The organism is Corynebacterium sp. ACRPE, assembly GCF_022347435.1.
Classification (GTDB): Bacteria; Actinomycetota; Actinomycetes; order Mycobacteriales; family Mycobacteriaceae; genus Corynebacterium; species Corynebacterium tuberculostearicum_D.
The window spans coordinates 1-16403 of record NZ_JAKRNA010000022.1; the positions used below are offsets into that span (position 1 = coordinate 1).

General features: G+C 57.2%; 16 protein-coding genes. 12 read left to right on the forward strand and 4 right to left on the reverse strand.

The window, feature by feature from the left end; translation table 11 throughout:
• Positions 1-164: 164 nt before the first annotated feature.
• The 5 genes from coaE to MHY13_RS09760 all read left to right on the forward strand — a co-directional run bounded on the left by coaE (position 165) and on the right by MHY13_RS09760 (position 4457).
• Positions 165-764, forward strand: a complete 600-nt coding sequence (gene coaE, locus MHY13_RS09740; RefSeq protein WP_239282976.1) for a dephospho-CoA kinase — start codon at positions 165-167, stop codon at positions 762-764.
• A gap of 90 nt (positions 765-854) precedes the next feature.
• Positions 855-1217: a DUF4259 domain-containing protein gene (locus MHY13_RS09745; RefSeq protein ID WP_204609227.1), complete on the forward strand. Its 363-nt coding sequence runs from the start codon at positions 855-857 to the stop codon at positions 1215-1217.
• 40 nt (positions 1218-1257) lie between these two features.
• Positions 1258-3351 (forward strand): excinuclease ABC subunit UvrB, encoded by a 2094-nt coding sequence (gene uvrB, locus MHY13_RS09750; RefSeq protein WP_239282977.1) that lies wholly within the window; start codon positions 1258-1260, stop codon positions 3349-3351.
• A 129-nt stretch (positions 3352-3480) separates the two neighbouring features.
• The gene (locus tag MHY13_RS09755) at positions 3481-3933 is read left to right on the forward strand and encodes a universal stress protein (RefSeq protein ID WP_005323274.1); all 453 of its coding nucleotides are present in this window, start codon (positions 3481-3483) and stop codon (positions 3931-3933) included.
• Between the two features lie 83 nt (positions 3934-4016).
• Positions 4017-4457, forward strand: a complete 441-nt coding sequence (locus tag MHY13_RS09760) for a universal stress protein (protein WP_204609222.1) — start codon at positions 4017-4019, stop codon at positions 4455-4457.
• A 67-nt stretch (positions 4458-4524) separates the two neighbouring features.
• Here the strand turns inward: MHY13_RS09760 and MHY13_RS09765 are convergent, their stop codons facing one another.
• From MHY13_RS09765 to MHY13_RS09780, 4 genes are all read right to left on the reverse strand, one after another.
• Positions 4525-5541, reverse strand: coding sequence for an App1 family protein (locus tag MHY13_RS09765; RefSeq protein ID WP_204609220.1), 1017 nt, complete (start codon positions 5539-5541; stop codon positions 4525-4527).
• A gap of 20 nt (positions 5542-5561) precedes the next feature.
• A complete protein-coding gene (locus MHY13_RS09770; RefSeq protein WP_204609218.1) occupies positions 5562-7787 on the reverse strand; it encodes a UvrD-helicase domain-containing protein in 2226 nt (741 codons plus the stop codon).
• A gap of 163 nt (positions 7788-7950) precedes the next feature.
• Complete coding sequence (locus MHY13_RS09775; protein ID WP_204609216.1) at positions 7951-8967, reverse strand: DoxX family protein; 1017 nt, start codon at positions 8965-8967, stop codon at positions 7951-7953.
• 77 nt (positions 8968-9044) lie between these two features.
• Positions 9045-9647 (reverse strand): MBL fold metallo-hydrolase, encoded by a 603-nt coding sequence (locus MHY13_RS09780; protein WP_204609214.1) that lies wholly within the window; start codon positions 9645-9647, stop codon positions 9045-9047.
• A 65-nt stretch (positions 9648-9712) separates the two neighbouring features.
• Between MHY13_RS09780 and uvrA the strand changes: the two genes are divergently transcribed.
• The 7 genes from uvrA to MHY13_RS09815 all read left to right on the forward strand — a co-directional run bounded on the left by uvrA (position 9713) and on the right by MHY13_RS09815 (position 16388).
• Entirely contained in the window at positions 9713-12553 is a 2841-nt protein-coding gene (gene uvrA, locus MHY13_RS09785; RefSeq protein ID WP_239282978.1) for an excinuclease ABC subunit UvrA, read from the forward strand.
• 7 nt (positions 12554-12560) lie between these two features.
• Positions 12561-13409, forward strand: coding sequence for a hypothetical protein (locus tag MHY13_RS09790; protein ID WP_239282979.1), 849 nt, complete (start codon positions 12561-12563; stop codon positions 13407-13409).
• A gap of 270 nt (positions 13410-13679) precedes the next feature.
• On the forward strand, positions 13680-14201 hold the full coding sequence (infC, locus tag MHY13_RS09795; protein WP_080970442.1) for a translation initiation factor IF-3: 522 nt from the start codon (positions 13680-13682) through the stop codon (positions 14199-14201).
• 36 nt (positions 14202-14237) lie between these two features.
• On the forward strand, positions 14238-14432 hold the full coding sequence (gene rpmI, locus MHY13_RS09800) for a 50S ribosomal protein L35 (protein ID WP_005323265.1): 195 nt from the start codon (positions 14238-14240) through the stop codon (positions 14430-14432).
• 55 nt (positions 14433-14487) lie between these two features.
• A complete protein-coding gene (gene rplT, locus MHY13_RS09805) occupies positions 14488-14871 on the forward strand; it encodes a 50S ribosomal protein L20 (RefSeq protein WP_239282980.1) in 384 nt (127 codons plus the stop codon).
• 152 nt (positions 14872-15023) lie between these two features.
• Entirely contained in the window at positions 15024-15476 is a 453-nt protein-coding gene (locus MHY13_RS09810) for a TM2 domain-containing protein (RefSeq protein ID WP_239282981.1), read from the forward strand.
• Between the two features lie 108 nt (positions 15477-15584).
• Positions 15585-16388, forward strand: coding sequence for an RNA methyltransferase (locus tag MHY13_RS09815; RefSeq protein WP_204609205.1), 804 nt, complete (start codon positions 15585-15587; stop codon positions 16386-16388).
• Positions 16389-16403: the final 15 nt, after the last annotated feature.

A 16403-nucleotide genomic window follows, 5' to 3' on the forward strand; every position in this document is an offset into this window, starting at 1 on the left:
GCTCGAAAAGGGCCACCAATTCTTCCCGCTGCCCCGCCGACAACGAACTACGCGTATGCATACAACTGCTCCCCACTAGTAGGTAACTGATTTCTCAGTCCAACTAATGGGGAGCAGTTCACCATCGCGTATGGCGGGGTTCCTTTTCGCGTAGGGTGGCTGCCATGAAACTCATTGGCCTTACAGGCGGAATTGGCAGTGGCAAGTCAACAGTTGCAACGCTCTGCCGCGAACGAGGGTGGCGCGTGGTAGACGCCGATGGCATTGCCCGCGACGTCGTCAAGCCCGGGCGGCCTGCGTTAGCGGAGCTGGCGGCAGCATTCGGAGAAGATATCCTCTTGGCGGACGGCAGCCTCAACCGCAAAGAATTAGCTCAGCGAGCCTTTGTGGATAAGGAACATACCGAGTTGTTGAACTCCATTACCCATCCACGCATCCAAGCGGAAACGCAGCGCCAATTCGACGAGGCACGTGAAGAAGGCTATGACTTTGCCGTTTACGATATGCCGCTATTGGTGGATAACGGTTTAGACAAAGACATGGACTACGTCATCGTGGTCGACCTGGCCGTCGAAGAGCGCGTCCGTCGCCTCGTAACTTCACGCGGGCTGGAAGAGGACGATGCGCGACGTCGCATAGCAGCGCAGGTAACGGATGAGGTAAGACTAGCCGCGGCCACGCACGTCATTGACAACAACGGCACGCTGGAGCAGCTGCGTGCGCGAGCGGCCGAGGTCATGAACCGTATAGAAGCGGAGTCATAGACGCGGGGTCACCCAAACTTTAACCGTTGGGTGGTTAGAGTTTACGCAGTTTCGAAGTTGCGTTAACTTTCGCGTCTTAAGCTACTCGCCGTGGGAACGTGGGATACTGGGCCTTTTGATAATCACGCAGCGCGAGAACTGCTCGCTAGCTTGCGTGATGGCTCTTTCGATCTCAAAGCCTTTCAGAAGTCATGTGCCGAAGAGCCCATGGACTCCGATGACGCAGAAACCATGATCGCACTGGGCGCCTTGTTGAAGCTGAAAGCTGATGCGCTGCCGGAAGGAATCCACCGCGAGGCTCTTGCGCCCCTGTATACGCCGCAGTCTAAAGCGTGGCTGCGCCGCCGCATTAATAGTGCGATGCGACCAGAGACGTCTTCTGTTTATGCGCTGTGGGAGACCACCGGCGAGCTGGAAGAGTGGCTGCGCACCGCGCAGGACTCCTTGCCGTGAACATAGCTAGCCGCGCCATATAAGCAGTAGAGTAGTGGGCATGGCTTTTGCTGCTGAACATCCTCTTATTCCAAATTCCGAGCACCGCGTCGTCAGCGAGGTCGAGCGCACCCCAGGTGAGTTTCAGGTTGTCTCTGAATACGAACCGGCCGGCGACCAGCCCGCCGCCATTGCAGAGCTCCATGAACGCCTCAACCGCGACGAGCGCGATGTCGTACTCATGGGTGCTACCGGTACAGGTAAGTCCGCCACAGCTGCGTGGTTGATCGAAAAACAGCAGCGACCCACGCTGGTAATGGCGCCAAATAAGACCCTGGCAGCGCAGCTAGCGAACGAGCTGCGCCAACTCTTGCCGCATAACGCGGTGGAGTACTTCGTCTCTTATTATGACTACTACCAGCCAGAGGCTTATATTGCGCAGACGGATACCTATATTGAGAAGGATTCGTCCATCAACGAGGACGTAGAGCGCCTGCGTCACTCGGCTACTTCGGCCCTGCTGTCCCGCCGGGACGTGGTGGTTGTGTCCTCCGTATCGTGCATTTACGGCTTGGGTACCCCGCAGTCCTATTTGGATCGCTCGGTCATTATTTCCGTGGACGAGGAGTTGGACCGAGACCGATTCCTGCGTTTGTTGGTGGATATCCAATACGAACGCAACGATGTGGGATTTACCCGCGGTACATTCCGTGCCAAGGGCGATACGGTCGATATCATTCCGGCTTATGAGGAACGCGCAGTGCGCATTGAATTCTTCGGTGATGATATTGATTCTCTCTACTACATTCACCCCGTCACTGGCGATGTCATCGAGGAAGTAGATGAGGTGCGCATCTTCCCCGCGACCCACTACGTGGCAGGACCCGAACGCATGGAAAAGGCCGTAGCCGCCATCAAAGAGGAATTGGCCGAGCGCCTGGAGGATCTGGAAAACCGCGGCAAACTGCTGGAGGCACAACGGCTTCGCATGCGCACGGAATACGATCTAGAAATGATCGAGCAGGTAGGTTTTTGCTCCGGCATCGAGAACTACTCCCGCCACGTCGATGGCCGTCCGGCCGGCTCCGCGCCGGCAACGCTGCTGGATTACTTCCCCGAGGATTTTCTCACCATTATTGACGAGTCTCACGTCACGGTTCCACAGATTGGCGGCATGTTCGAGGGCGATATGTCCCGCAAGCGCAACCTGGTGGAATTCGGTTTCCGGCTGCCCTCCGCAGTGGATAACCGCCCGCTGACCTTTGATGAGTTTGAACAACGCGTCGGACAGACCGTCTACATGTCTGCCACGCCTGGCGACTTTGAACTTACGTCCTCGGACGGTGAGTACGTGGAGCAGGTGATTCGCCCGACAGGTCTGGTGGATCCGAAGGTTACCGTCAAACCCACTAAGGGCCAGATTGATGACCTTATTGATGAGGTACGCACCCGCATTTCGCAGCAAGAGCGAGTACTGGTGACTACGCTGACTAAGCGCATGGCAGAAGACCTCACCGATTACCTGCTGGAGCAGGGGATTAAGGTGCGCTACTTGCACTCGGATATCGATACCTTGCAGCGCGTCGAGCTCTTGCGGCAATTGCGCCTAGGCGAGTTTGATGTGCTGGTGGGCATTAACCTTCTGCGTGAGGGCCTTGACCTCCCCGAGGTATCGCTCGTTGCCATCTTGGATGCAGACAAGGAAGGTTTCTTGCGCTCTACCACCTCGCTCATCCAGACCATTGGCCGTGCTGCCCGTAACGTCTCTGGCGAGGTGATTATGTATGCCGATAAAATCACCGATTCGATGCAGGAGGCAATCGAGGAGACGGAGCGACGCCGCGAAAAGCAGATAGCCTATAACAAGGAACATGGCATTGACCCGCAGCCTTTGCGGAAGAAGATTGCCGATATCCTTGACCAGGTCTATGAAGACGGTGGGGAAGAAGAGTCCAACTCTGACCCCTCTGCAGTGGTGGAGAAGCGGGATATTTCCAGCATGGCTACCGATGAGGTGCAGGCGCTTATCGACGACCTCTCGGCCCAAATGGGTGCCGCCGCGCGCGAGCTCAAGTTCGAATTGGCTGGACGCCTGCGCGATGAGATTGCTGATCTAAAGAAGGAATTGCGTGGATTGAAGGAAGCGGGAATCTAGTTTTCTCCCCCTGAAAGTGATGATTGGCTCCGCGGGTACTTTTCTAAAGGGCTGCGCTAGTTATACTGGATAAGTGCCAGAAGCGCCGTTTAGTTGTCACTGTGAAGTAGTTCAACTGCAAGGAGAATAATGCTTACCTATAAAAACATTGCCGTCGGCACCGATGGCTCTGAAACCTCCCTGCGCGCGGTCCGCGCTGCGGCGTCCATGGCACGGGCGTACGACGCTAAGCTGATCATCATCTCAGCTTTTTATAACCACGCTGGATCCATGCTTGGTGCTCCGAGGGGCGACGAAGCCGGTCTGCCCGTTGTAAGTGAGGACATGGCCGGTACCTACCTGACCAATGCCACCCGTATCGCCGAGTCAGAGGGTGCGGAACACATTGAAATTGTAGGAAAATCTGGAGACCCAGTAAAAGCCTTGTTGGAAGTAGGCCAGGACTATGACGTGGACCTGTTCGTGGTGGGAAACCGCGGCGTGAATTCCGTTCGTGGTCGAGTCTTCGGTTCTGTCCCAACGGAACTGACCCACAAGTCAAAGGTAGACGTCGTCGTAGTTAATACCAGCGAGAAACGTTAATCATTTTTCGTTGTTACACTGGCAGTAATGCCTCTGTAGGCTAAATAAACACTCCGGGTACACACCCACAAAGAAAGGTCATCATGAGCGACTACAACACGATCGTTGTCGGTACTGACGGTTCTAAGTCTTCTCTCCTCGCTGTAGAGCGAGCTGCTAAGATTGCTGCCGCATTCGATTCCAATCTGATTATCGGTTGTGCTTACTACGAAAACCAGGAGCAGGCTTCCAAGACCCTGCGCCAGGATTCCGTAACCATTTTGGGCGATGAGAAGGCGGAGGCAAACCTCAAGGATGCTAAGGCACACGCTGAGAAGTTCGGCGCTTCCAAGGTAGAAACCGCTGTTCGCCCGGGCACCCCAGTGCAGGCCCTGATGTCCATCGTCAACGATAACGATGCTGACCTGCTTATCGTGGGCAACCGCGGCATCAACTCCCTGACCGGTCGCCTGCTGGGCTCCGTGCCGGCAGACGTTGCTCGCCAGTCTGACTGCGATGTAATGATCGTTCACACCGTCAGCTAACTGCGGTGATTAAAACCCGCCTTGGTCTTATTGGAAGGCCAAGGCGGGTTTCGTCGTTAAGCGCAGCTTACTCCGCAGGGTGTGCAGCGTCGAATGCGGCGGCAATGGCGTCGCCGTTCGCGCCCTGAATCAAAGGGATAGAGAAGTGGCCCTCCTCATTGGCATCAGCCAAAGGGCTCAGGGAGCCGTGGGAGAGCAACTGCTCTTGCGGGCTCAGATTGCGGATGAGCACAGAGTGGATCCGGTCCGGATGCTCATTGGCCACATCGCCGTAGGTGAGCGGATCATGCTGTCCGTCATCGCCAATGAGAATCCATTGCATATCCGGGTAAGCAATGAGCAGATTGCGCAGCTGAACACGCTTGTGCTCCTGACCGCTGCGGAAAAGTCCCGTTTCCGTTGGGCCCCAGTCCGTCAGCAGCATGGGACCCGTGGGGAAACCATGGTGAGACAGGAATTTTTTGAGCGAGCCAAAGGTATTCCAAGCGCCCGTAGAAAGATAAAACACTGGGGCTTGGGGGAAGCGCTGCTGTAGCTGAGCATAGAATTCGGCCATTCCGGGAACCGGCTGTCGCTTGCTAGGGCGCTTAGCCCAGGAATTCCACGCCGCGGTGAGTGCGCGCGGCAGCCACGTGACAAGCACCGTGTCATCGATATCGCTAACGATGCCGATCTTGGCCGCCGGATCAACGATAAGTAGTTGGACCTCCACGGCATTCGCGTTTGCGGCCTCGATTGTTGCCGTATGCCATCCGGGCTCTAATCCGTGGTCATGGATTAGTAAGTCAATGTATCCGTTGCGGTCAGTGGTGCCGGTGACAGTCTTTTCCCCAATAGTCACCGAAACGTCATGGTGTCCTACTTGAATGGTAAGAAACTGCTGGTAGCCGCGCTCACCCCACGTATCCCTCTTGCCTTCATCAGGATCATGCATCAGTACGCGGCCGAAGATTCTCACCTGATCGGTGGTGCCATAACCTGTATATCCCACAATCAGGGGCTGCCATCCACGCCGTTTGGAGCGCTTCAAAGTAATGGAGTTAAGTGAGCTTTCAGCTTTGCGCATGATGTCAGATAAGGCCATGGCATAAAGCTTACGGGAGCCTAAAGAACTTCGCCGCAGTCACCAACGAGCGTGAGGGATTGAGTAGCACGAGTGATGCAGACATAGAGGTTTTGCAATCCCTGTGGGGAGGCATCCACGATGCGCTGCGGATCGAGCACGACCACGTGGTCAAACTCGAGGCCCTTGTAGCGCTCCGCCGTGGCGGCGTCAATAACCGCTGTGAGCCTGCCGTCCTCTTCGCTGTGTACTCCAGGGGTGTAGGTGCCCTGCTCAAGCCGGCGCACCTGTACCCCATCACGGATGGCTGTCGCCGGAATGGCGTCAGGGTTAATCATTTCCAAAAGTCCATTGGCCAATTCCGTAATGGGCTGCGGGGTGCGATAGTTGACGGTTAAGAAGTGGTGACGGAAGCGTTGAGCCACGAAGGGCTCGAGGGCCTCGCCCCAGTCATCAACACCTGCCGGGGAACCAGTCTGGGAGGTATCACCCACCAAAGTCATCCACCGCGAAGGGCAGCGGCGGAAGAGCATTCGCCACTCCATAGGTGTTAATTCCTGGGCTTCGTCCACGATGATGTGACCATAAGCCCACGTATGATCTTCGCGGGCGCGTTGGGCAGTGGTGCGCTTATCGCGTACCTCCTGGCGGTGCGCCAAGGTTTCGGCGTCGATGACATCGTGGGCAGAGAGGATTTCTGCTTCAAACATGTCATCGTCGTTATCTGTGGACTCGGAGGAAGACAAGATATCCAATGCGTCTTCCGCATCCGCCACTTGCTCGCGCCACGCGGCGTCATCGGCTGCCTTCTTTTCTTCAGGGTTGGGTAGGCCGATGAGGACGGCAAGCTCGTCTAGCAAGGCCGCATCCGAATCCGTCCATGCTCGCCCCTCTGCACGGTAGAGCGCTTCTTGGGTTTCCTCGTCATATCCGTGCGCGGCAGAAGCGATGCGCTCGCGCGAGGAGACTAGAGCAGCAAGTACATCGGTGGGGTGTAGTTCGGGCCAAAACTCATCGATCAAGGCAGTAACGGCCGCGTCCTCAGCAAGGTCATCGTGGAATTGATCGATATCGGCGCGCGACAGGAGATTCTTTCCGCCAAGCGGATCGGCACCGACCTTTTCTGCCATTTGCTGGGCAAGGTCCTCTACGAGGTGCTCGATGAAGGCACCACGCGCCTCATTGTGCGGCTTGCGCGAGCGCCGTGCACGTGTGCGGGCGCTTTTCACCATGTGTGGTGTGACGCTTAAGGTAAGGCCGTCGACGGTCAGCTCGCGAGGGGCGTCGGGAAGCAACTGGTAGTCCTTGACCGCAGTGGAGAGGATTTCCACCATGGCGTCGCTGCCCTTGATTTCCCGAGCCACGAGGTCTTCTTCGTGGTCCGGCTCAATTCCAGGAAAGAGCCCGCCGATGGTGGAGAGCACCACGCCGGTCTCGCCCAGTTCTGGGAGCACGCGCGAAATATAGTCCAAGAAGCTGCTATTGGGGCCGACGATAAGTACGCCGGTGGCAGAAAGTAGCTCGCGGTGGGTATAGAGCAGATAGGCAACGCGGTGCAGCGCAACTGCGGTCTTACCGGTGCCGGGGCCGCCTTCTACTACCATCACCCCGCGGGTGTTATCGCGGATAATCTCGTCCTGCTCCCGCTGAATGGTCTCCACAATGGAAGCCATGTGGCCCGTGCGGGCTCGCTGCATGGCGTGATAGAGAGCGGATTCGCTCGCTACGCCGGCCTCTTCTTCACGCACGCCGGGGCCAGCAAGGACTTCATCATGAATGCCAGTGACGGTGCGCCCCTTGGTGCGGATTTGGCGGCGGGTGTGCACGCCTTCTGGCTGGGCGGTAGTAGCGAGATAGAAGGGCCGTGCCATGGGGGCACGCCAGTCAAGCAGTAGCGTGCGATAGTCCTCTTCACGCGCATCGAGCCCCATGCGGCCGATGTAGCGGCGGTCTAGGCCTTCCGGGGTGGGATTGTCACCTGGGGCATCGATGTCGATGCGGCCAAAGACCAAACCCATCTGTGCCACATTGAGACGATCCAGCTTGGCTTGGAGCCCGTGGTATTCCGTTTCGCGGCGTACCAAGGCATCCGCGTCCGGGGTGGAGGGATCTACGTCCGCCTGCACCTCATTGAGCCGTTCATTTGCAGCAGCCACCTCATCGTCGAGGCGGGAGAAAAGGCCGTCCACATAATCTTGCTCCGTAGCGATGGCTTCGCGCTCCGAGGAACCTGCGGCCGCCGCGTGCTTTTGGGATGCTGAGTTCACGTGACTCCTTGGTGATTGGACGTTGATGGGGTGGAAGGTGCCGGGCACGCTGTCCGGCGAGGGGGAGAGATGAGTTTAGACCCTGCTGTGACAAAGAACAACGGCCCAGCATAAGGCTGGGCCGTTGAGTCATCGCCGAGATACTCGGCCGAGGAAGATGTGGCTACTTAGAGCGCTTTTCCAGCTTCTTGATAGCTGCCTCAATCTTCTTATTTGCCTCCTGCTGCAGCTTGTCAGCGTGCTTGGAGGCCTTCTTGTTTGCGCGCTTCGACTTGGCGCCATCCAGCTTGGCGACGGCCTTATCGGCACGTGCCTGAGCCTTGGTAGCTGCCTTCACAGCACGGGTACGGGCGATGTCGCGATTAGCCTGTGCGGTCTCGAGCCAGTCACCCTTATTGTCTTCAACGTACGTCTTGGCGTTGTCGACCGAGTCCTCGATGAAGGACTTGGCGTTGCCCAGCAAGCCGCGGCCAGACTCCTGCCAATCGTCCTTGTTGTCCTCTACGTAGGTCTTGGCATCGTCAACATAGGACTTTGCAGTATCCAGCAGACCTCGGCCGGTGGACTGCCAGTCATCCTTGTTGTCGTCTACATAAGCCTGTGCCTTGGCAGAGGTCTCGTTGATCCAGTCACCGGCCTTGGAAGACAGCTCGTTAGCACGGGCAGAGAGTTCTTCGCGCTTCTGCTCGGACTCAGACTTAGTAGGCAGCGCCTGCTGAATCTTCTTATTCGTACGCTTGCCGGCCTTCTGCGCGCGCCAACGCAGGGCAGGCTTACCCTCGGTGTCCTGGGTAGCGATAAACAAGGCGCCGAGCAAAGCGGTGTTGGTAACGAATCCGTTGCGGCGAGATTCCTTGTCTTCCTTGTTGTCTGCTGCCCAGAAGCTATTCTTGCCAATCAGGTTAGGCAGGGTAGCGGCGGCCAGAACCGCAGCGGAAGTGCGCGGTGCCTTGCCCAGAGCCAAGGTGGAGCCGGCGCCTACCTTAGCGCCGCCAATGGCGCGGGTAACTAGTTCTGGGTCATTGGGGATGTAGCCCTGGTACTCAGAAGGAACGGCCTTGCGCACGGTCTTGAGGAAACCCTCGGTTTCCTTGACATGCTCGGACGCGTTGCGCAGGTTGTCTACGCCTTCCCATACAAATACGGATGCCAGCATGGGGCGGGCAAGCTTGCGAATCATAGTCCTTAAAGCTCCTTAGCTCGTTGTTCTAGACCTATCGTGTGCTAGACCATTGTACGCGGAAATTCGCCGTTGGATCACCAGCGGCGTTCCCACCAGTCACCAAGCTTGGGGCGCTCCTCGCCCAAGGTCGTGGACTTGCCGTGTCCCGGGCGCACGATCGTATTGTCGGGGAACTCATCAAAGATGCGCGCGGTGACGTCCTTATATAGGCGTACGAAGTCGCCCTCAGAGGTGGTCTTGCCCAAACCGCCGGGGAAGAGGGAATCGCCTACGAAGAGGTTGGTGACGCCATCGATGCTTGCAACAAGTGCCGCCCCGCCTGGGGTGTGGCCGCGCAAGATAATGATGGGCAGCTGAAGGCCCGCGAACTCGATGGAATCGCCCTCGCGCAGCTCTACGTCTACCTCAGCTGGGATGGCGGGGGAATCGAGGAAAGAGGCGTAGTGAGTAGCGCCCGTTTCGGACAAAATCTCCTCGAGTGCGCGCACGTGGTCCCAGTGGCGGTGGGTAGTAAGCACCGCGGTGATTTTCACTCCGGCCTTGCGGGCCATGTCGAGGATTGCGGGGGCGTCATCGGCGGCGTCGACAAGCAAGCCCTCTTCGCCCGCCTGTAGGAGGTAGCAGTTATTGTCCATCTCGGAGACGGAGATTTGATGTAGCTGAAGCTCGTTAGTCATGTGTCCTAGCCTACGGGTACATTCGAGGGAAGATTGCAATCCCTAGTACTGGAGGTCTGAGCACAGTGGCTGATCGTTTGGTGGTGCGCGGTGCCCGCGAGCACAACCTCAAGGGCGTGGATATCGATATCCCCCGCGATAAAATGGTTGTTTTTACCGGCCTATCCGGCTCCGGTAAATCTTCGCTGGCCTTTGACACCATCTTCGCTGAAGGCCAGCGCCGCTACGTGGAATCCTTGAGTTCTTATGCCCGCATGTTCTTAGGGCAGATGGACAAGCCCAACGTGGAATTTATTGATGGCCTGTCACCCGCAGTGTCCATTGATCAAAAATCCACCAACCATAATCCACGCTCTACGGTGGGCACGATCACGGAGATCTACGACTACCTGCGCTTGCTATTTTCCCGTGCTGGAACGCCGCACTGCCCAAAGTGTGATGCGGTGATTGAGCGCCAAACGCCGCAGCAGATTGTGGATGCGGTGCTGGATCTGGAAGAAAAGCTGAAGTTCCAGGTGCTTGCACCGGTAGTTCGTAAGCGCAAGGGCGAGTTTGTGGATCTTTTTCAGGATCTTTCGGCGCAGGGTTACTCCCGCGTGCGAGTGGATGGAGAGACCCATCAGCTCAGCGATCCTCCCAAGCTCAAGAAGCAGATCAAGCACAATATTGAGGTAGTGGTTGACCGCCTGCAGGTAAAGGCCTCGCAGAAACAACGCTTAACGGATTCGGTGGAAACGGCCCTGCGCTTGGCGGATGGACTGGTCACCATAGAGTTCGTGGATAAGGAAGAGCTCACCCACACGTACTCGGAGAAGGCCGCCTGTCCTAATGGTCACACGCTGACCATTGAAGAGTATGAGCCCCGGGCCTTTTCCTTCAATGCTCCGTTTGGTTCTTGCCCGGTGTGTGATGGTTTGGGTACGAAGCTGGAAGTCGATGTTGACTTGCTTATTCCGGACCCAGATGCCCCGGCGGTTGACGCGATCCAGCCGTGGCACTCTTCTCCCAACTCCCGTTACTTTGTCAAGCTAGTGGAGGGTCTGGGTAAGGCAATGGGCTTTGCCCCTAAGACGCCAGTGAGCGAATTGACTAAGGAGCAGCGCCACGCGCTCATCTATGGTACGGACGAGGAGGTGCAGGTTCGCTACAAGAACCGCTACGGGCGCCAGCGCAATTGGACCGCGCCGTTTGAGGGCGCGACCGGTTTCATTCACCGCAAGCTGGAAACGACCGATTCTCAGTCCCAAAAGGATCGCCTGCTGCAGTACACCCGCCGCGTGCCGTGCAGTACCTGCAAAGGCACGCGCTTGAAGCCGGAGATTTTAGCCGTCCGCTTGGCTTCTACTACTCACGGTGAGCAGTCCATTGCGGGGCTGTGTGCGCTTTCGATTGAAGATGCCTCTGAATTCCTGGACTCTTTGGTGCTGGGGCACCGCGAGGAAATCATTGCCGGTGCGGTACTCAAGGAAACCCAGGCTCGGTTGCGCTTCCTTCTGGACGTCGGTCTGAATTACCTGACCTTGGATCGCGGCGCGTCCACGCTTTCGGGCGGCGAGGCGCAGCGCATTCGCCTGGCCACGCAGATTGGTTCCGGCTTGGCCGGCGTTCTGTACGTGCTCGATGAGCCTTCCATTGGTTTGCACCAACGCGATAACCAGCGCCTTATTAAGACCCTGCAGCGTTTGCGCGATATTGGCAATACCCTCATTGTGGTCGAGCATGATGAAGACACCATTCGGGAGTCCGATTGGCTCGTCGATGTGGGCCCGCGTGCCGGTGAATATGGTGGCGAGGTGGTCTACCAGGGCGAACCGGCGGGAATTGAAAAGGTAGAGGAGTCCCTGACTGGCCAGTATCTTTCTGGCAAGAAGGTGCTCGCCGTACCGGATCACCGCCGCGAGATCGACAAGGATCGCACCCTGAAGGTCGTGGGGGCACGCGAGAATAACCTCAAGGGCATAAACGTCGAAATCCCGCTGGGAGTGCTGGCGTGCATTACCGGTGTTTCCGGCTCGGGTAAATCCACCGTGGTCAATGAGATTTTGGCCAAGACTTTGGCCAATAAGCTCAATCGTGCCCGGCAGGTCCCCGGCCGGGCCAAGCGCGTCGAGGGCGTGGAGCACCTGGATAAGCTAGTCCAGGTAGACCAGAGCCCGATTGGCCGTACCCCGCGTTCCAACCCGGCTACCTATACGGGCGTCTTTGACAAGATCCGTAACCTTTTTGCCGAAACCCAGGAGGCCAAGGTTCGCGGCTACAAGGCCGGCCGCTTCTCCTTCAACGTTAAGGGTGGGCGCTGCGAGGCATGCCAAGGCGATGGCACCATCAAGATTGAGATGAACTTCCTGCCGGACGTGTATGTTCCGTGTGAGGTGTGTGAGGGCGCTCGCTATAACCGCGAGACCTTGGAGGTGCATTATAAGGGCAAGAACATCGCCGAGGTTCTTGACATGCCCATTTCTGAGGCAGCGGACTTCTTCGAGCCCATCAACTCGATTCACCGCTACCTTGCCACGCTTGTCGACGTCGGCTTGGGCTACGTTCGCCTCGGCCAAGCCGCTACCACGCTGTCTGGCGGTGAGGCGCAACGCGTTAAGCTCGCCTCGGAACTGCAAAAGCGTACCAACGGTAGGACCATCTACATCTTGGACGAGCCGACCACTGGTCTGCACTTTGAAGACATCCGCAAGCTGATGTTGGTAATCCAGGGCCTTGTAGACAAGGGCAATTCGGTGCTTGTCATTGAGCACAACCTCGATGTCATCAAGGCTGCGGACTGGATCGTGGATATGGGCCCGGAAGGCGGCGCCGGCGGTGGCACCGTAGTAGCGCAGGGTACTCCGGAAGATGTGGCGCAGGTGGAAGGCTCCTATACCGGTAGCTACCTAAAGGACATGTTGAAGTAGGGACACTGTGAATAGTTACCGCCTCGGCGTCAGCCTGCTGGCAGCGCTCACTATGTTTACGGTGAGCGCCTGTTCTAGCGACGCTGAGACCGAGAAGGCCCCAGCGCCGTCGACTAGCTCTCCGGCACCCAACCCGGACTCTGTGCGCACACAGCTCGACCGTGCAGTAGACCAGACCGCAAGGAAATACCACGCTAAGGTTGGGGTCGCTATTTCAGCCGGCGATGACACCATTGCCGTGGGAGATAAGGGCAAGGGCCCTGTCTGGTCCACCATTAAGGTGCCAATCGCCATCGCGGCGCTCAAAGACGGCGCGGATAAAAGCCTGGTTGACTTGGCAATCAAGGAATCCGATAACGATGCCGCCTACTCCTTGTGGTCCCAGGTGCAATGGCGCGAAGGCTCCGCCGATAAGGCAGTCGAGGAATTGCTCGAAGACTATGGATCGCACGCGGATATCCATGACACCGCCTTCGGCTACTCCACGTGGTCATTGAAAGACCAAGCAGTCTTCGGTGCTGAATTGCCCTGCATTGAGGAGGCGGACTACGTCCACAAGGTGCTCAAAGACATTGTGTCCTGGCAGAAGATTGGTCTGTCGAAAGAGAAGCGAACCCGCGCCAAGAGCGGCTGGGGCTTGGACGAGGACGACAATGAGTACACCTACCGCCAATTTGGCGTTCATGAGGTTGCTGGCAAGCGCGTCGGCGTCGCGTTATCTGTGGTTACCGATGGCGAGGACTATGCCAAAGCCGAGCCAGCGGTAAAGTATCTCGCCCATGAGTTAGTGGACATCGTTGATAAAGGGGTAGAGAAGGGCAACATTGAACCAGCTGTTCAATGCAAGGACAGCTAAGCGAGTTGCGATTTGGTGGAAAGGGTAGAAGCTGCTATCCTCAAAGCCACTACCGCCCATGACGCCTTTTCGAGGTTCGTGGGTCACAAGCGGAGCTTCTCCCACCCGATGCCGCGAACATCGTTCGTAGGATAAAGGTAAAGGTAACCAAGCACTCGTGCTTGGCACTGTGAGAACTCCCGGCTGTCTTTGGCAGACCGGGTTTGATTCGTTTGTGGTCCCGGTAGGTGAACTACTTACTCATACACCCCCTAATCGAGGAGAACCACAATCAGCGCTGAAGCTCGCATCAATGAGCGTATCCGAGTACCCGAGGTCCGTTTGGTAGGCCCCGGTGGTGAACAGGTGGGCATCGTCCGTACCGATGATGCTCGCAAGCTTGCATACGAGGCTGACCTTGACTTGGTTGAGGTAGCCCCGAAGGCAAAGCCCCCAGTGGCCAAGATCATGGACTACGGCAAGTTCAAGTACGAGCAGGCTCAGAAGGCTCGCGAAGCCCGTAAGAACCAGCAGCAGACCGTGGTTAAGGAACAGAAGTTCCGCCCGAAGATCGATGATCACGATTATGAGACCAAGAAGGGTAACGTAGTTCGCTTCCTCGAGAAGGGATCCAAGGTCAAGGTGACCATCATGTTCCGTGGTCGTGAGCAATCGCGTCCGGAGCTGGGTTTCCGCCTCTTGGAGCGTTTGGCCGATGACGTCGCTGAAGTTGGCGTTGTTGAGTCCCGCCCCAAGCAGGATGGTCGCAATATGACCATGGTCTTGGGTCCGGTTCGCAAGGGCAAGAAGTAGACCAGATTCCACGTAGGATTTAAGGACTTAATACTCATGAAGCAGAAGACCCACAAGGGCACCGCAAAGCGTATCAAGGTGACCGGTTCCGGCAAGCTGCGCCGTGAGCAGGCTGGCCGCCGCCACCTGCTGGAGGGCAAGCCGTCCAAGCGTACCCGTCGTCTGAAGGGCACCGAGGCAGTCGCACAGCCTGACACCAAGCGCGTCAAGCGCCTGCTCGGCCGCGCATAATAGCGCCGAATCAACCCACATCCGCCATCACAATTCGAATTAAGGAAGTATCACTGTGGCACGAGTAAAGCGCTCAGTTAACGCAAAGAAGAAGCGTCGCGCGATTCTGAAGTCCGCTAAGGGCTACCGCGGCCAGCGTTCCCGCCTGTACCGTAAGGCGAAGGAGCAGTGGCTGCACTCCATGACTTATGCTTACCGCGATCGTCGCGCCCGTAAGTCTGAGTTCCGTAAGCTGTGGATCCAGCGCATCAACGCTGCTGCCCGCATGAACGACATCACCTACAACCGCCTCATCCACGGCCTGCGCCTGGCTGAGGTCGAGGTTGACCGCAAGATCCTGGCTGAGCTTGCTGTCAATGACTTCGAGGCATTCTCCGCACTGTGCGAGGCTGCTAAGGCCGCTCTGCCTGAGGACGTCAACGCTCCTAAGGCTGCCTAGTCACTAGGAATACAACGCCCGTTTCTCCGGCTTATGTGCCGGGCGAAGCGGGCTTTGTTCGTTTTACACTCTATCTGTCTAGTGAGCTCGGTCTCGCATGCTACATTGAGTCCAGACCACGAGTGACCCCGAGACCAAGGAGCAGATTCCCTGTGACAAACCCAAATGGTAGCTACCAACCAGAAAATGACGAGTATTCTGGCCAGTCCTATGACAACAACCAGGGGCAGCAGTACAACCCCTATAACCAGCAGGCCGGTTACCAGCCGCAGTACAACCAGGGCTATGCACCACAACCGAATATGGGTTCCTATCCGGTGCAGCAGCAGTATGTGGCGCAGGGACAGCAAAAGTCTTGGATTGCGACTTTGCTTCTGTGCTTCTTCTTGGGCTCCTTCGGCGCGCATAACTTCTATACCGGCCGCACGACCTTCGGCGTAGCGCAGCTGGTGCTTAATATCCTGGGCTGGGCTACTTTCTGGTTCTTGCTCGGATTCGCGTTTTGGGCCATCCTCGGAATCTGGGTCTTCATTGAGTTCATCATGATCATTGCCGGCGCCGGAGATTACGATAAGGACGCCCGCGGCGTGCCACTAGCTAAGTAGCACTCAACATTGTGATCCTGTTGCCACACGGGCAACAGGATTTTTTGTTTTGCATACGCAGCTGGGTCTGAGTCTGGGGCTAGGCAACTAGTAGGTAGGGTAGGAGCCATGAATTTGGATTTTGACTCTGCCTTTACTGAACGCACCCCGCGCATTGTTAACGCAGCCAAGCTGCACCGTGCGGCTAACCGGAAAAAGGCGAAGCAATTCCTGATTGAGGGAGAAAACGCCGTAGATGCCGCGGTGTCTACTGGCGCTGCTGTCGATGTTTTCGTCACTGAAAAGGCCGCAGAACGCTTCGGTGACATTATTACCGCCTGTGGATACATGGGAGTGTACGTACATCCCATCACCGATAAAGCGGCTAAGCATCTTTCCGATACCGCAACCACCACCGGCCTTTTCGCGCTGTGCAAGCCGGTGCTGTGGTCCGCGGGCAAAATCCTTAACGGCAAGCCAAGTTTGGTCTCCGTTCCCGTGCTTACTTCGGAGCCGGGAAATGCAGGTACATTGATTAGAACTTCCGACGCCATGGGCGCAGACGGAGTAATTTTTGCGGGCGAGACTGTCGACCCGCTCAGCTGCAAGGTTGCGCGCGCTTCGGCTGGCTCGCTGTTTCATGTCCCGGTAGCGCGAGACCCCAATATTAAGGATGTCTTGGGGCAGCTGCGTAAGTCGGGAATGCAGATCGTGGCGACGGCTGCCGATGGCGAGGTAGACCTAGCCGAGGCAGATTTGTCTCAGCCAACGGCGTGGCTCTTTGGCAACGAGGCGCATGGGCTCGGCGAATTGCTGGAAGAGGCTGACATGCGGGTGCGTATTCCGCTGCGCGGCCGCGCGGAGTCACTCAACCTGGCAACAGCCGCCAGCATTTGTCTTTATGAGTCCGCAAAGGCCCAAGAGCGAAGCTAAGTAGAACCCCGAATG

What these genes read in the sequence shown, in the direction of transcription:
- coaE (WP_239282976.1), top strand. Translation starts at nt 165, where the DNA reads ATGAAACTCATTGGCCTTACAGGCGGAATTGGCAGTGGCAAGTCAACA.
- uvrB (WP_239282977.1), top strand. Translation starts at nt 1,258, where the DNA reads ATGGCTTTTGCTGCTGAACATCCTCTTATTCCAAATTCCGAGCACCGC.
- MHY13_RS09755 (WP_005323274.1), top strand. Translation starts at nt 3,481, where the DNA reads ATGCTTACCTATAAAAACATTGCCGTCGGCACCGATGGCTCTGAAACC.
- MHY13_RS09760 (WP_204609222.1), top strand. Translation starts at nt 4,017, where the DNA reads ATGAGCGACTACAACACGATCGTTGTCGGTACTGACGGTTCTAAGTCT.
- MHY13_RS09765 (WP_204609220.1), bottom strand. Translation starts at nt 5,541, where the DNA reads ATGGCCTTATCTGACATCATGCGCAAAGCTGAAAGCTCACTTAACTCC.
- MHY13_RS09775 (WP_204609216.1), bottom strand. Translation starts at nt 8,967, where the DNA reads ATGATTCGCAAGCTTGCCCGCCCCATGCTGGCATCCGTATTTGTATGG.
- MHY13_RS09780 (WP_204609214.1), bottom strand. Translation starts at nt 9,647, where the DNA reads ATGACTAACGAGCTTCAGCTACATCAAATCTCCGTCTCCGAGATGGAC.
- rpmI (WP_005323265.1), top strand. Translation starts at nt 14,238, where the DNA reads ATGAAGCAGAAGACCCACAAGGGCACCGCAAAGCGTATCAAGGTGACC.
- MHY13_RS09815 (WP_204609205.1), top strand. Translation starts at nt 15,585, where the DNA reads ATGAATTTGGATTTTGACTCTGCCTTTACTGAACGCACCCCGCGCATT.